Raw genomic sequence first — 14,972 nt, forward strand, 5'->3', positions numbered from 1 at the left:
GCTTCTTCAAGATAGAAAATGATTCGCGGTAACATAAAAAAGGCCACCGTTAATAATTTGCACTGTAATATGTGGTTCATACTGTTCTTGCAGAGCTTGTTTTTCAATTTCATAGCTCTCAGGAAGTTCGTCACTTTCTTCATAAAAACGGTTTAAAAGGTCTAGATCATGATTCCAACGCACTCTTGCTTCTTTTGCCCACGTATGGTCATCTTCTGCAATTATATTTTTTAAAGCGTCTTCTATGCGTTGTAAACCACTTTGAGGTTTAATGATGGGCGAGAGCGTAAAACAAAAATCAGGTATTTTTGGTGTAAGTTTAATGTTTGTTAATGTTTCATGAAAGTTTGCCATCATTGTTCCAGAAATGAGATGAATGCCAATCGAGTGAAGGATGTCTTTTTTTCGATCACATTGATAGGAAACTTTTATATTAATACCGAGCCAAGGGTGGAGCGGTGTATGTGTTGCCCCATTATGTCTTACATCCTCATATAAACGTATGTAAGAGCCTAATTCTTTTGTCGTTTGGAAAATTTGATGTAGACGTGGTGAACCGTAGTGAATAAGCTCACCATCATTTTCTTCATTTTCTGGATTTGTAATAAGAGTAAGGCGCATCGGATTCGGTACGCCTCCTGTTTTCTCAAGATAGTGCCAATAAAAAGGGCGATTCATTAATAATTTATCCATCTCAATTGTTAACTGTACATCTAATAAATGAGGAGAACGTTCTAAAATTTCACAGTTATTCGCCTCAAAGAAATTGTATAAGTAATTATGAATTTCATGTTGCTGCATAGCCTTGCACCTCAGCTTCATTTCGTTTCGCAAAGTCGATAATAGATGTTAAGTTTTCCATCTTAATTCTAATTTCACCTTCGCTTTTTGATTGCGCGAAAATTTCTTGAATGTGCGCGTCGATGTTTTTCATATTAATTCTCGTTAAAATTTCATCGAGTTCACCGATAACACGCTCGAATAAGTTGATTTTTTCATATAACAGTTTCAGAATATGTTCTTCAACAGTATGCTTTGTAGCTAAGTTATAAATATGAACATCATTCTTTTGACCGAGACGGTGAATACGTCCGATTCTTTGCTCAAGACGCATTGGATTCCATGGCAAATCATAATTGATCATATGGCTACAAAACTGTAAGTTAATGCCTTCTCCGCCAGCTTCCGTTGCAATTAACACTTGGGCACGATTTTGGAAAAGTTCCTTCATCCAATCTTTCTTCCCGCGTTTAAATCCGCCGCGGAATGGGACAGAAGAAATACCGTGTTGTTGTAAAAACCATTGTAAGTACATCTGTGATGCTCGGTATTCCGTGAAAATGACGACTTTATCGTCAATTTCTTTTATAAGCTCTAGAGCTTTAGTTGCTTTCGAGTTGAAAGGAATATGATTAATTTTGTCCATTAGCACATCGATATGTGGATCTTTTATATAATGTTCATTTTCTTTCTGTCTTTTTTCTACATGCTTTTTCAATGAATAGTAAACAGCCTCACGACTACTGCACGCTTCCCGTTTTAAAGTTAACGATGAGAAAGCAGATGTGAAGGCGTCTTGTCCTCGCCAATTTTCGATATCATTATATAGAGCTTGTTCTTGTTCATTAAACTCAATAAAAATTGTACGTACATGTCTCTTCGGCCAATCGATACCGGTATTATGTCGTCTATTTCGCACCATTACTTTGTTAATGAGAGCTTTTAAGTCTTCATCTGATTCGGCTGAACGATTTTTGGAAGCGTAATATTCTTCAAAGTTGGATTGATTGCCTAGATGTCCTGGCTTTAATAAAGAAACAAGGTTAAAAATTTCATCAATCTTATTTTGAACAGGAGTAGCGGTTAGTAATAAACAAAACTTCTTTTTTAATCGTTGTGCAAATTCATAGTTTTTTGTTTTATTATTTTTCAGTTTATGTGCTTCATCGATAATAATAAGGTCATATTCTAAGTTCAACACGATATCGCGATGTGGTGAACGTTTCGCAGTATCAATTGATGATACGATTACGTCAGCTTGTTCCCACGAGTAGCTTTTCTTTTGTGCTACAGCGGGAATGAAAAACTTTGTATTCAGCTCGTATGCCCATTGTGATACGAGAGAAGCTGGGACAAGTATAAGTACCTTTTTCACAAGCCCGCGGACCATGTATTCTTTCAAAATAAGTCCAGCTTCGATTGTTTTTCCAAGACCTACTTCATCTGCTAGAATCGCTTTACCATTCATTTGTTCAATTACATTTTGAGCGACTTCTAATTGATGCGGAAGCGGTGTGAAATGGGATAAATGTTTCGGTGCTTGTAGTCCATCAAAAGTAGGAACAAGTAACGATTTTTCTGTTTCATAAGCTAAGTGATATAAATCCCAGTTTGTCCAAGGACCATCTTCATCAATTCTATTTAAAAAATTGTTTTGCCACGTCCGATCTACGGAAATATCGACATTCATTACGACTCTCCCACCTTTTATAAACTAAAGTAATTATTTTTTAATGTATGATGATTTGCCTTAAAAGAAGGCATAATTATCGTTATTAAAGGCTATATGATAGACAATAATAAAGTATTAAATCTCAAAAGCTGTATTTATTGTGTTTTAACATAAAAAATTCTAAATTATTTTTTATGCTAGAATATTGATGAAATATAGCGAATGATGTTAGGATAATGGTGTGAAATGTGTGGAATCTTTCGTATTTTATCCAAGAAAGTGATTTTTTATTTACGCTTTCATAAAAAAATATAATGAGATTCCGTATATCCTATCTTTTCAGAATGAAAATGTTTAGAAAAGGGAAGCAACTTTTATTGATTTGTCAAAGCATAAGGGGGAGAGAGCATGATTACATTACAACGTACACCGTTATTTGATGTATACGCGAAGTATGGTGGGAAAACAATCGACTTCGGTGGTTGGGAATTACCAGTTCAATTTTCAAGCATTAAAGAAGAACACGAAGCTGTACGTACAGCTGCAGGTTTGTTCGATGTGTCTCATATGGGAGAAGTTGAAGTAAAAGGTGTAGATAGTTTAGCATTTTTACAACGTGTTGTTACAAATGACGTATCTACCTTAAAGGTAGGGGGCGCACAATATACAGCTATGTGCTACGAAAATGGTGGTACAGTAGATGATTTATTAATCTACAAACGTGGTGAAGAAGACTATTTATTAGTAATCAATGCATCAAATATCGAGAAAGATTACGAATGGTTAGCAAGTCATGTAATTGGCGATGCGACAGTAGTCAATGTTTCTAGTGAAGTTGCACAGCTTGCAATTCAAGGACCAAAAGCAGAAGGCATTTTACAAAAAGTTGTGTCAGAAGATTTGAAAGAAATTAAGTTCTTTAAATTTAAAAACGATATTCTTGTAGATGGAATTCCAGCACTTGTATCTCGTACAGGTTATACAGGTGAAGATGGATTCGAAATTTACTGTAAGAGTGAAGATGCTGCAAAACTTTGGGAGAAACTTCTTGAAGTTGGAGCAGAAGAGGGCTTAAAAGCATGTGGTTTAGGTGCTCGTGATACACTTCGATTCGAAGCAACATTACCACTTTATGGACAAGAATTATCAAAAGATATTACACCGATTGAGGCTGGAATTGGCTTTGCGGTAAAAACAAATAAAGAAGCAGACTTCTTTGGAAAAGCAACGTTAAAAGAGCAAAAAGAAAACGGTGCGCCTCGTAAATTAGTCGGCATCGAAGTAATCGAACGTGGAATTCCTCGTACGCATTACCCTGTATTTATTGGTGAAGAAAAAATTGGGGAAGTAACGAGTGGTACACAATCTCCAACGTTAAAGAAAAGCATTGGTTTAGCACTAATTGATGTAAAATACGCAGCAGTTGATACAGAAGTAGAAATTGAAATTCGTAATAAACGCGTCAAAGCAGTAGTTGTTCCAACACCATTTTACAAACGTTCAAAGTAACGGGGAGAGGGGTAGATTTCATGTTGCATCGTTATCTTCCAATGACAGAAGAAGACAAAAAAGAAATGTTACAAACGATCGGCGTTCAAACGATCGATGAATTATTCTCTGATATTCCAGAGAGTGTTCGTTTTAAAGGGGATTTAAAAATTAAAGAAGCAAAATCAGAGCCAGAGCTTTTAAAAGAGCTATCTCAAATGGCTAGTAAAAATGCTAACTTAAAAGAATACGCTTCTTTCTTAGGAGCAGGCGTATACGATCATTATGCTCCAGTAATTGTAGATCATGTTATTTCTCGCTCAGAATTTTATACAGCTTACACACCATACCAACCGGAAATTTCACAAGGGGAATTACAAGCAATCTTTGAATTCCAAACAATGATTTGTGAATTAACAGGAATGGATGTAGCAAACTCTTCTATGTATGACGGGGGTACAGCTTTAGCTGAAGCGGCAATGTTAGCAGCTGGCCATACTCGCAAAAAGAAAATTCTTGTATCTAGCGCGGTTCATCCAGAATCAAGAGCAGTACTTGAAACGTATGCAAAAGGTCAAAATCTTGAAGTTGTTGAAATTAATCATAAAGATGGTGTAACAGATTTAGACGTATTACAAAGTGAAGTAGATGATACAGTTGCTTGTGTAATCGTTCAATATCCAAACTTCTTCGGACAAGTTGAAAAATTAGCTGATATTGAAAAAATCGTTCATCAACAAAAATCATTATTTATCGTTTCTTCAAATCCATTATCATTAGGCGCATTAACACCACCAGGGAAATTTGGTGCTGATATTGTAATCGGTGATGCACAACCATTCGGTATTCCAACGCAGTTTGGTGGACCGCACTGTGGTTACTTTGCAACAACGAAAGCATTTATGCGTAAAATTCCAGGACGTCTTGTTGGACAAACTGTAGATTCAGATGGTAAACGTGGATTTGTATTAACGTTACAAGCACGTGAACAGCATATTCGCCGTGATAAAGCGACGTCTAATATTTGTTCAAACCAAGCGTTAAATGCATTAGCAGCTTCTGTTGCAATGACGGCACTTGGCAAACAAGGTGTGAAAGAAATGGCACGTCAAAACATTTCTAAAGCACAGTATGCAAAACGTCAATTTGAGGCGAAAGGCTTCACAGTAACATTTGCTGGACCATTCTTCAATGAGTTTGTTGTAGATTGCAAACGTCCAGTGAAAGAAGTAAACGATGCATTATTACAAAAGAATATTATCGGTGGTTACGATCTAGGCCGTGATTATAAAGAGCATGAAAACCATATGCTTGTAGCAGTAACTGAGCTTCGTACAAAAGAGGAAATTGACACACTTGTAAACGAAATGGGGGCTATCCAATGAAGAACCAAGACCAAGCACTTATCTTTGAAGTGAGTAAAGAAGGACGCATAGGATATAGCTTACCCAAATTAGATGTAGAAGAAGTGAAACTAGAAGATGTGTTTGAGAGCGATTATATTCGAGTAGAAGATGCAGAGCTACCAGAAGTATCTGAACTTGATATTATGCGCCACTATACAGCACTTTCAAACCGTAACCACGGTGTAGATTCTGGATTCTATCCACTTGGATCTTGTACGATGAAATATAATCCGAAAATTAATGAGAGTGTAGCTCGTTTCGCAGGATTTGCAAATATTCATCCACTGCAAGATGAAAAGACAGTACAAGGTGCAATGGAATTAATGTATGACTTACAAGAGCATTTAATTGAAATTACAGGTATGGATACTGTTACTTTACAACCAGCAGCTGGTGCACACGGAGAATGGACAGGTTTAATGTTAATTCGTGCATACCATGAAGCGAATGGTGACTTTAACCGTACGAAAGTAATTGTACCTGACTCTGCTCACGGAACGAACCCGGCATCTGCAACTGTAGCTGGTTTTGAAACAATTACAGTAAAATCAAATGAAAATGGCCTTGTTGACTTAGAAGACTTAAAACGTGTTGTAAACGAAGAAACAGCAGCACTTATGTTAACAAATCCTAATACATTAGGTCTATTCGAAGAAAATATTTTAGAAATGGCAGAAATCGTCCATAATGCAGGCGGTAAGTTATACTATGATGGTGCAAACTTAAATGCGGTATTAAGCCAAGCACGCCCAGGAGATATGGGATTTGACGTTGTGCATTTAAACCTTCATAAAACATTTACAGGTCCTCACGGCGGTGGTGGCCCAGGTTCTGGTCCAGTAGGTGTGAAAGCTGATTTAATTCCGTACTTACCAAAACCGATTTTAGAAAAAACGGAAAATGGTTATCACTTCAACTACGACCGTCCAGAAGCAATTGGTCGTGTGAAGCCATTCTATGGTAACTTTGGAATTAACGTTCGTGCATACACGTATATTCGCTCTATGGGTCCAGATGGCTTGCGTGCAGTAACTGAGTATGCTGTATTAAATGCGAACTATATGATGAGAAGATTAGCGCCATTCTACGATCTTCCATTCGATAGACATTGTAAGCATGAATTTGTATTATCAGGTCGTCGTCAAAAGAAACTTGGCGTACGTACATTAGATATTGCAAAACGTCTGCTTGATTTCGGTTACCATCCACCAACAATTTACTTCCCATTAAATGTGGAAGAATGTATTATGATTGAGCCGACAGAAACAGAATCAAAAGAAACATTAGATGGTTTCATTGATAAGATGATTCAAATCGCTAAAGAAGTAGAAGAAAATCCAGAAGTTGTACAAGAAGCACCGCATACGACAGTCATTAAACGTTTAGACGAAACGATGGCTGCACGTAAACCAGTTTTACGTTATGCAAAGCCAGCTCCTGTACAAGTTTGATTAGAATAACAAAAGGAGAACTCGCTGCGGCGGGTTCTTTTTTTGTATGGAGAATTTGTCCCGCATTAACGGACAGTAAACTCCCAACTCAAAACTTAGCTGGTGCAAAGAAGCCAGGTGGGAGATAAACTGTCCGTAAATGCCCGATTGGTTCAACTAATAATCAGTGGGGATGAACAAAAATCCCCACTGATTAAAGTTTCACTTTATGCAGAAATAGTGAAGAAAATGTTAAAAAATTATATTTTTTGTTTCCTAATGGTGTAAAGGTGTAGTTTTATAGGTAGTTTTGTTGAAAAAGTCGGTTTGATAAAAGTATTTATTTTTGTTAGAATTTTATTGAAATTAAGAAGATGTGATGAGGCAAAAATTACTCATTTTTATGTATATGTGAAAAAACGAGCAAGACGGGGGTGAAAGTGTGGGATATCGATGTTATAGAATGGTATACCATTTAGAAAATGGAGAAACAATTAAAGATGTAAAAGAATTTTGCTATCGAGACCAAGGGAAAGTGTTAGAAAGAGTAGCAAATCGTGTAATGGATAATAGAGAAGTGACGGCGATTGATAAACAAGGAACAATCATTTCAATAGCATGTGAGGACATTGTAAAGGTGGAACTTGATTACATAACAGAAAGTTAACCTTGAGTCATATCGAATTATTCGATAAAATAAACTGTTGAATGGTGAAGTGAGAAGAGAGGAGTTTATCATGGGTAGTACAAGACACTTTTATATGTTTATCTTAGCGTTTGTTCTTGTTGTGGCATTAACGATTTACTTAATCGTTGACAGCAGCTGGTACAACACGGTTCATCCGGCATTCCTTCTGTTTATGTATATAGGAATTGCAGTAGTAAGTTTCGGAATGAGAGACGAGATGTTAGATCGCTTTGAAAAGTGATACATATACGAAAGACCAACAGGAAAATGTTGGTCTTTTTTTCTTGCCAAAAATAGGATGCTGTGTATATACTGTATATATAAGGTATATACAGTATATACACACACTGGAGGAAAACATGAATATTATTATTTCGAATTCTTCCCAAGACCCTATTTATGTGCAAATAAGAAAACAATTAAGCCAGCTTATTTTAAATGGTGGTTTAAAGGGTGGAGACCAATTACCGTCTATTCGTAGCTTAGCGAAGGAATTGCAAATTAGTGTAATTACAACGAAGCGTGCGTACGAGGAGCTTGAAAAAGAAGGATATATAGAAACTGTTGCTGGGAAGGGGACTTATGTTTCACGTAAAAATAATGAACTATTAAAAGAACAGCGGCTACGTCTATTGGAAAGTAAGGCTGAAGAAATCGTAAAAGAAAGTAAAGTGTTGCAGCTTTCACTTGAAGAATTGCAGCAGATGATTGCGTTTTTATATAAGGGGGAATGAGAGAGATGTTAGAGTTAAAAAACGTTTGTAAAAGTTATGAAGATTTTGCAGTGAAAAATATAAGTTTTTCATTACCACGAGGATATATTATGGGGTTTGTCGGACCAAATGGTGCTGGGAAAAGTACAACGATCAAAATGATTATGAATTTAATTAGAAAAGATAGCGGCGATATAAAAATTTTTGGCAAAGACAATAAGAAAGCTGAAAAGGACATAAAACAAAATATTGGTTTTGTATATGATGAAAATCATTATTACGAAGATTTAACGTGTGAACAAATGAAACGTATTATTGCACCGTTATATAAAAAGTGGGACGAAAATCAATACCAATCGTATATGCACAGATTGCAAGTTCCAAAGTATAAAAAAATTAAAGAGCTATCTAAAGGGATGAAAATGAAGTTTGCGATTGCCATCGCACTTTCACATCATGCAGAGTTTATCATTATGGATGAGCCGACAGCAGGATTAGATCCAGTTGTCCGAAGTGAATTACTTGATATGTTGCAAGAAATTGTAATGGAAGATGAAGTATCTGTATTATTCTCAACCCACATTACAACGGATTTAGAACGTATTGCAGATTATATTACGTTTATCAACGATGGAGAAATTATATTTACTGGTGAAAAAGATGAATTAATGGAGAACTACGTAATCGTTAAGGGAAGCAATGATTTATTAGATCGAGAAGGAAAAGAACTATTTGTTGGATTACGAAAAAATAAATTCGGTTTCGAAGGTTTAGCGAAGGATAAACAAGGAATTATCGATTGGTTTGGAAATGAGGTTGTACTAGAAAAGCCTACATTAGATGACATTATCGTTTACACTGCGAAAGGGAGAGGTGCCTATGCGTCAGCTAATCTATAAAGATTTGTTCTTTTTTCGGGTAATTTGGTTAGTGAATCTTGTTATGCCCCTTTTGTTCTTTATGTTAGATGCAAGTGGTGAATTGTTATTTCCAATGAGTTGTCTATTTATAACCTTTTCATCGGTTATGACGTTAACCGTTATGGATGAAAGAAATAAAAGTGACATTGTTATAAATAGTTTACCGGTAAGTCGAAAGGATATCATAATTGCTAGATATATTTCCTGTGCAATATTCATTGTTGGTGCCATTCTCTCTACGATGTTAGTTGTTTTTCTTATAAGGGGTATTGTGGTTATTAGTGATATCGGTGTATATCATCCTAATCTATACATTGAAATTCCATGGTATGAAGTCATAAATGGAGCTGTTTATGCCACATTTTTTGTTGTCACGTTTTTCCCTAGTTATTATGGTACAAAATCGAAGGTAGTAAGAAGTATAGGATCAGCAGCATCAATAGGAGTGGGTGTAATTCTTTGGATATTTATTAGTGATGGGCTGAATGAAACAACATCTTCATTCAGTGAGTGGATTATGAATCCAGTACATATTGGTGTATTTATAGTTGGAGGAATGATATTAGCTAGTGTCTATATCGTTTCTATGTTTCTTACAATTAAAATTTATGAAACGCGTGATTTATAGAGAGGAGAATTTATATGCAACAATTGATTTTGAAGGAGTTTTTCTTACAGAAGAAGATGTTTCCTTTCTATTTTTTAATACCTATTTTATCTATTTTTAAGCATTCCGTCGAACCAATGGGGATTGCAATAGGATTATTTATAACATGTAGTACGATTATATATATTTCTTTTTATTATGAAGAGAAAAGTAAAGCGGAAAAAGTATTAGTGAGCTTGCCTATAACGAGAACAGAGATAGTTATAGCTAAATATATTGCAAGTTCATTATTTATTATGGCTGGTTTGAGTGTAACTTTTATAGTCTTAATATTAGGGAATATTTTATTGGGCAGGGATATAGTCATGCCTGGATATGCAGTATTTTCAGCAATAGTAGCAACTTTAATCTATTGTGTTGTAACGATACCCGCTAATTACATTGGAGGATATAAAGCGACTTCTGTTTTGAATGTTATTATGATTTTGCCTTTAACAGGTATGATTGGCCTTATGTGTAATATTTTTGGTGATAAAACAATTATGCTAAAAGTACTCCACTCTCAAGAGGCTACACTAGCAATGGGTGTTCTTAGTATTGGAGTGTTAGTAAGTATAGTCATATCAATGTTTCTCTCAATGAAAATGTTTCAGGAGGCAGAGTTATAGAAGGAGCATTTTCATATTAGGAGGGGTAATACATGATCAAGCAACTAATTTTAAAAGATTTCATTATTCAATGGAAATTTTTAATTTGGTACATACTGTATCCTGTTTTCTTTTATATGGCCTTAACAGATACGGAAAATCTGTTCATAATTATGTCAGTAATTATTACAATTGGGGCAACGGTAAAAACATTTGAAGCAGATAGTAAAAATGAGAGTGAAGTTATAGTAAATAGTTTACCAATATTGAGAAAACAAATTGTGTATGCGAAATATATAGTAGCAATTATTATTCTTTTTATAAGTGTAACGATCGGTTGTTTCACGATGAGAATGAAGAGTGGGGTTAACTTATTTGAATTTATTGAAACGACAATGGTTGCTAGTAGTAGTTTTATTTTAGTGTATTTAAGTTTGGTTTTACCGCTATCCTTTTGGCTAGGGTATAAGAAAACTATTTTTATTGCGATTTTTATACTAATAGCACCTATGGCTGTTTCTTCTATTTTCTTTGGAATCAACCTAGAACAAATTCAGCTATATAACAGCTTGTTATTCATTGGTTCAATATGCATGTTCATAGCATCTATCTTCGTTTCAGTAAAAATATATGAAAAAAGAGAATTTTAAAAGGTGCCTTAAAAAAGGCACCTTCTTCAATAACGACAATACGAGAGCAGTAGTTTATAAAAAGAAACGCTATTTGGTACATCTTTCGGAGTATGTAATATAAAGCTGAAAACGATGATGAGAATAAGAAATAGGAAAAATAAAAATAGAATTTGCTTATGTATAGAATTTTGCATATTATCCACTCCTTTTTTAGGTAGTATGTCCAAAAGAAAGGAGTGTATGAAAAATTTTAGGAGGGGAGAATGATGAACAAAAGAAAATGGTTATATAGAATAGGAATATTTTTATTTTCAATCGGCCTCATATTAGCAAATGTTTACTCGGATATACCACTGTTATTTCCAAGTTTACATAAAGGGGTTGGTATAAGTATTGCCATAATTGGTCTGTTTTGTCTTATCACATGTAACTTCTACAGAAAGTCTGAATGAATATAAAAAAGGACAGTTATTCTTTTTCAGAAGTACTGTCCTTTTTAAATAACTTATTCCATAGTTTGGCGATACTCCATATAATGACGATTGCAATGGAGGCGATAATGGACCAAACAATCGATATAATTTCAAGTGTCATGTTAGGAAGGAATGTGAGAATGGATAATACTTTATGAAACAATGATTCTATTATATGAAAACTTATTTGTAATAGAATGAGGATACTAAGTGTGATCCATGCTAATATTTTCTTTCCTTTTTCTTTCCACATGACATTCACCTCACGTTAGCTTAATAGTTTTAAGCCAACAGCGCCGCATAGAATACAGCTTAAGAAAGCAAGACGACGCCAATCCGCTGATTCTCGGAAAATGAGAATGCCTAGAAGTGCACTTCCAGCAGTTCCGATTCCAGTCCAAATTGCGTAAGCAGTTCCCATCGGTAATGTGTTCATCGCAAGAGATAAGAAGAAGAAGCTTACGCCGAAGTTAGCGATTAAAATAACTTTTGGTGCCCAGCCTTTCTTTTCAGTGGCTACTTTCATAAAGAGTACACCAATAATTTCACAAATACCAGCTAGAATTAAAAATACCCAAGCCATTTTATGCGGCCTCCTTCGCTTCTTTTTCTTCTGTTACTCGTTTTAAACCAATTACTCCAAAGAAGATTAAACCGATTAATAAAACTTTTACGATAGAGAAAGGTTCTCCGAAGATGAAAATCTCTGTAAGAACGATTCCACCAGCTCCGATTCCTGTAAAGACTGCGTATACAGTGCCGACAGGTAAATCTTTATAAGCTCTAAATAATAAGACGAAACTAATTGTAATTAATAGAGCAACACCAGCCCATTCAAGTGGTGCCTCTGCTTTTTTTAGTCCAATCACCCAAAAGATTTCAATAATACCAGCGATTATTACATAAATCCATGCCATATGTCATTTCTCCTTCCTACCAGTCGTTAGGTAAAGGGCTTAAAAACGACGCATTGCAAAGGAGCAATCCGTCAGTTTGAAAGTCCACGCCAAAATACTTTCCAAGAAGCGTCTAAACGTGTCTCAAAACGATTTAAACCTGCGTATAATAGTTCAACCATAAGACCGTCGAGTAAGCATAGAAAAGCCTCTAAGGCGTCTTTTACTTCAATGTTATGCAGCTCATCTTGTTCGCTTGCTCTTTTAAATACAGGGAATAAAAGTTTTCCGACGTTTTCAATGTGTACATTTGCTTTATTAATAATTTGTTCGCGAAATGCATCAGGCGGAAAATAAGAAGTTCGTAACCAAAACATTGATTCTTCACTTTCACCAAAGCGTTTTGCATAGCCTTTTAATAATTTTAAAAGCAATTCTTCAGTGGACGAATTGGAAAAGCTTTCGATATCGCCTGTAAAGCTCTGCAAATCTTTTTGAAGAGCAGATTCTAAGCATATGAAATATAGCTCTTCTTTTCCTTTAAAGTGTGCGTAAATCGATGGTTTTTTAATCCCAACTTCTTGAGCAATATTTGCCAATGAAGTTCCTTCATAGCCGTAGCGTGCGAAATGAGAAAGTGCTACAGCTTTAATGCGGTTTGCTGTCATTTTCATCCCCTACCTACCGTTCGTTAGGTTCATTATATGAGATGAAAAATATAATGTCAATAGGTGAAGAGCTGAAAAAGAGCGTTATAGGTAACGCTCTTTTTAGACAGTCTCTCGCTCAATTAAATGGAATGAAAGTTCTTTTGCACTGCCGACAATTTGCTCGCTTTGGATCTGCTTATGGAATAAAGAAAAAGCATGTGAGCCCATTGCGAGACCGGGATGTTCAATTGTGGAAATTTCTAATGCCTTTGAAATTTCATGATTATCAAATCCAAGGATAGCAAGGTCTTCAGGTACTCGAATACCATGTTTTCGAGCCTCTGTTAATAAACCAGCTGCAACTTGATCGTTCGCTGTAAAAATAGCAGTTGGACGATTTTTCATATTTAAAATACGATGGAGTATTTGTGCTCCGTCCTGCATTGTATAGCATTGGTGGAAAATCCATTCAGGATGCAACGTTTTCCCTTCGTTACGAAGGGTATCGGCGAACGCTTTTTCGCGCTCCATGGAATTTACACTTGTTTTTCTTGCTAAACAAATTCCGATTTTTTCATGGCCTTTACTTAGTAAATAGGCAGTACCGAGACGGAAACCTTCATAATGATCTACGTAGATGGATGAAATGAGGGGGTGCTTCATTTTTTCACATGAAATAATAGGGGCAAATTTTGCGAAAGGTTCGATTTGTTCCCAAGAGCTCGTTCGGGAGCAAATAATCATCCCATCAAATTGTTTCATTTTCATCATTTCAAGAACACGAATTTCTTCAAGGCTATCGTAATTTGTTTGGCATAAATTAATGTGATATCCAGCTAATAATGCTTCGTTACCGATTCCTTCAATAATGGTACTGAAGTAGGGGAGGTTAATGAAAGGAAGCATAACGCCAATTGTATATGTTTTCCCTCTTATTAAATGGACAGCATTTATATTTTTTGCGTAGTTTAATTCTTCAACAGCGTCTAGAACACGCTTACGCTTTTCTTCTTTTACGTAAGGGTGATTATTCAGAACACGAGAAACAGTTGATATCGATACACCAGCAGTTTTAGCAATTTGTTTTATATTGGCCATATGTATCACCTCTTTCCCTTATTATAAAGGGAAAATAATAAGAAAGAAAAAATCTTGACCTGAAAAGCTTTTCACAAACTATGGTATTAATAAGACTTCTTTTTATTCGCGTAACCTTTTCACTTGGGCGTAAGAATGATAGGGGTCTTTTTTGTTTGCAAAAAGTGTTGTCAAAATGTGTGAGAATAACGTGGAAAGTTTTCAAAGGTGGAGTTTGATGACAAAGCGAATATGAAGAGCATATCAACGCTTCGTTCGTTAAGAGAGCGGTATGAAAGGGCGGAAACAAATTGAAAAAAAGAATCATTTGTTTCGTGTTTTCTAGTTTTGTACTTAGTTCGTGTTCGTTTCAGCAAACGATGCAAGAAGGAAAACACTTTGTGGGAACAACAGGAGGAGCTATGGATCGTGTTACGGATCCTATTCCGCTAAAGGAACTTCCAAAATATTTTCCGGTGAAGTTTAAAGTTCCAACGTTTTTACCGTACGACATTACAAGTGATGTGAAGGGTGAAGTAAGAACGCTTGGGAAAAAGAACGCTGTCTTAACGATTAAATATAAACAGAAGGAGCCAGGTAGAAATGAGTATATTGAGTTAAATGTCGCGAACTTTCCTTATAGTTTTCCGGATCTTATGGAAGAGAAGCGATTTCAAGAACAAATGAAACTGAATAATGGAACGTCTGCTTATTTTAAAAATAAAGATGATTATGAACGTGGTGACGAATTTGCTACGCTTATATGGAAAGAGAAAGGAATTGAATATCAGCTGCTGTATCGGAATGTAGAAGAGAACGATGAAAAGGTAATCAAGCAGAATTTATTATACATTGCGAATAAGATGAAATGAAAAAACTAGCTGATTTATTCA

At 35.5% G+C, this 14,972-nt stretch carries 19 protein-coding genes; 12 read left to right on the plus strand and 7 right to left on the minus strand.

Annotated features, from left to right (window positions below; translation table 11 throughout):
- Positions 1–6 precede the first annotated feature (6 nt).
- Together H6481_RS00980 and H6481_RS00985 are read right to left on the minus strand one after the other, a co-directional pair.
- Positions 7–801: a YqhG family protein gene (locus H6481_RS00980; RefSeq protein WP_044784477.1), complete on the minus strand. Its 795-nt coding sequence runs from the start codon at positions 799–801 to the stop codon at positions 7–9.
- Positions 788–2,470 (minus strand): SNF2-related protein, encoded by a 1,683-nt coding sequence (locus H6481_RS00985; RefSeq protein WP_071729662.1) that lies wholly within the window; start codon positions 2,468–2,470, stop codon positions 788–790. Before H6481_RS00985 ends, H6481_RS00980 begins: the two co-directional genes overlap by 14 nt.
- 390 nt (positions 2,471–2,860) lie before the next feature.
- Between H6481_RS00985 and gcvT the strand changes: the two genes are divergently transcribed.
- The 11 genes from gcvT (at position 2,861) to H6481_RS01040 (ending at position 11,435) form a co-directional block, all read left to right on the plus strand.
- The gene (gene gcvT / locus H6481_RS00990) at positions 2,861–3,961 is read left to right on the plus strand and encodes a glycine cleavage system aminomethyltransferase GcvT (RefSeq protein WP_000631769.1); all 1,101 of its coding nucleotides are present in this window, start codon (positions 2,861–2,863) and stop codon (positions 3,959–3,961) included.
- Positions 3,962–3,981: 20 nt separating this feature from the next.
- On the plus strand, positions 3,982–5,325 hold the full coding sequence (gene gcvPA / locus H6481_RS00995) for an aminomethyl-transferring glycine dehydrogenase subunit 1 (protein ID WP_000903240.1): 1,344 nt from the start codon (positions 3,982–3,984) through the stop codon (positions 5,323–5,325).
- Positions 5,322–6,797 (plus strand): aminomethyl-transferring glycine dehydrogenase subunit 2, encoded by a 1,476-nt coding sequence (gcvPB, locus tag H6481_RS01000; protein ID WP_000795702.1) that lies wholly within the window; start codon positions 5,322–5,324, stop codon positions 6,795–6,797. Before gcvPA ends, gcvPB begins: the two co-directional genes overlap by 4 nt.
- 442 nt (positions 6,798–7,239) lie before the next feature.
- A complete protein-coding gene (locus H6481_RS01005) occupies positions 7,240–7,443 on the plus strand; it encodes a DUF3929 family protein (RefSeq protein WP_000262496.1) in 204 nt (67 codons plus the stop codon).
- 70 nt (positions 7,444–7,513) lie between these two features.
- Positions 7,514–7,705, plus strand: a complete 192-nt coding sequence (locus H6481_RS01010) for a hypothetical protein (RefSeq protein ID WP_000535933.1) — start codon at positions 7,514–7,516, stop codon at positions 7,703–7,705.
- A 118-nt stretch (positions 7,706–7,823) separates the two neighbouring features.
- A complete protein-coding gene (locus H6481_RS01015) occupies positions 7,824–8,198 on the plus strand; it encodes a GntR family transcriptional regulator (protein WP_001021350.1) in 375 nt (124 codons plus the stop codon).
- A gap of 5 nt (positions 8,199–8,203) precedes the next feature.
- Entirely contained in the window at positions 8,204–9,076 is an 873-nt protein-coding gene (locus tag H6481_RS01020; protein ID WP_182810939.1) for an ABC transporter ATP-binding protein, read from the plus strand.
- Positions 9,057–9,725: an ABC-2 transporter permease gene (locus H6481_RS01025; protein WP_071729664.1), complete on the plus strand. Its 669-nt coding sequence runs from the start codon at positions 9,057–9,059 to the stop codon at positions 9,723–9,725. The genes H6481_RS01020 and H6481_RS01025 overlap by 20 nt, the downstream gene beginning before the upstream one ends.
- Positions 9,726–9,739: 14 nt before the next feature.
- Complete coding sequence (locus H6481_RS01030) at positions 9,740–10,372, plus strand: ABC-2 transporter permease (protein WP_098852221.1); 633 nt, start codon at positions 9,740–9,742, stop codon at positions 10,370–10,372.
- A gap of 32 nt (positions 10,373–10,404) precedes the next feature.
- Positions 10,405–11,001, plus strand: a complete 597-nt coding sequence (locus H6481_RS01035; RefSeq protein ID WP_071729668.1) for an ABC-2 transporter permease — start codon at positions 10,405–10,407, stop codon at positions 10,999–11,001.
- Positions 11,002–11,246: 245 nt separating this feature from the next.
- Complete coding sequence (locus H6481_RS01040) at positions 11,247–11,435, plus strand: hypothetical protein (protein WP_016123326.1); 189 nt, start codon at positions 11,247–11,249, stop codon at positions 11,433–11,435.
- A gap of 16 nt (positions 11,436–11,451) precedes the next feature.
- Here the strand turns inward: H6481_RS01040 and H6481_RS01045 are convergent, their stop codons facing one another.
- The 5 genes from H6481_RS01045 to H6481_RS01065 all read right to left on the minus strand — a co-directional run bounded on the left by H6481_RS01045 (position 11,452) and on the right by H6481_RS01065 (position 14,100).
- Complete coding sequence (locus H6481_RS01045) at positions 11,452–11,709, minus strand: DUF3975 family protein (protein WP_000265372.1); 258 nt, start codon at positions 11,707–11,709, stop codon at positions 11,452–11,454.
- Between the two features lie 15 nt (positions 11,710–11,724).
- Positions 11,725–12,039, minus strand: coding sequence for a multidrug efflux SMR transporter (locus H6481_RS01050; protein ID WP_000312623.1), 315 nt, complete (start codon positions 12,037–12,039; stop codon positions 11,725–11,727).
- A gap of 1 nt (position 12,040) precedes the next feature.
- The gene (locus H6481_RS01055) at positions 12,041–12,373 is read right to left on the minus strand and encodes a multidrug efflux SMR transporter (RefSeq protein ID WP_000312339.1); all 333 of its coding nucleotides are present in this window, start codon (positions 12,371–12,373) and stop codon (positions 12,041–12,043) included.
- A gap of 71 nt (positions 12,374–12,444) precedes the next feature.
- A complete protein-coding gene (locus H6481_RS01060) occupies positions 12,445–13,026 on the minus strand; it encodes a TetR/AcrR family transcriptional regulator (protein WP_002005730.1) in 582 nt (193 codons plus the stop codon).
- A gap of 96 nt (positions 13,027–13,122) precedes the next feature.
- The gene (locus tag H6481_RS01065; RefSeq protein WP_001273986.1) at positions 13,123–14,100 is read right to left on the minus strand and encodes a LacI family DNA-binding transcriptional regulator; all 978 of its coding nucleotides are present in this window, start codon (positions 14,098–14,100) and stop codon (positions 13,123–13,125) included.
- Between the two features lie 314 nt (positions 14,101–14,414).
- On the opposite strand from H6481_RS01065, the gene H6481_RS01070 reads away from it, so the two are divergent.
- Entirely contained in the window at positions 14,415–14,951 is a 537-nt protein-coding gene (locus H6481_RS01070; protein WP_071729690.1) for a DNA polymerase III subunit delta, read from the plus strand.
- Positions 14,952–14,972: the final 21 nt, after the last annotated feature.

The organism is Bacillus sp. ME78 (genome assembly GCF_903970865.1).
Classification (GTDB): Bacteria; Bacillota; Bacilli; order Bacillales; family Bacillaceae_G; genus Bacillus_A; species Bacillus_A cereus.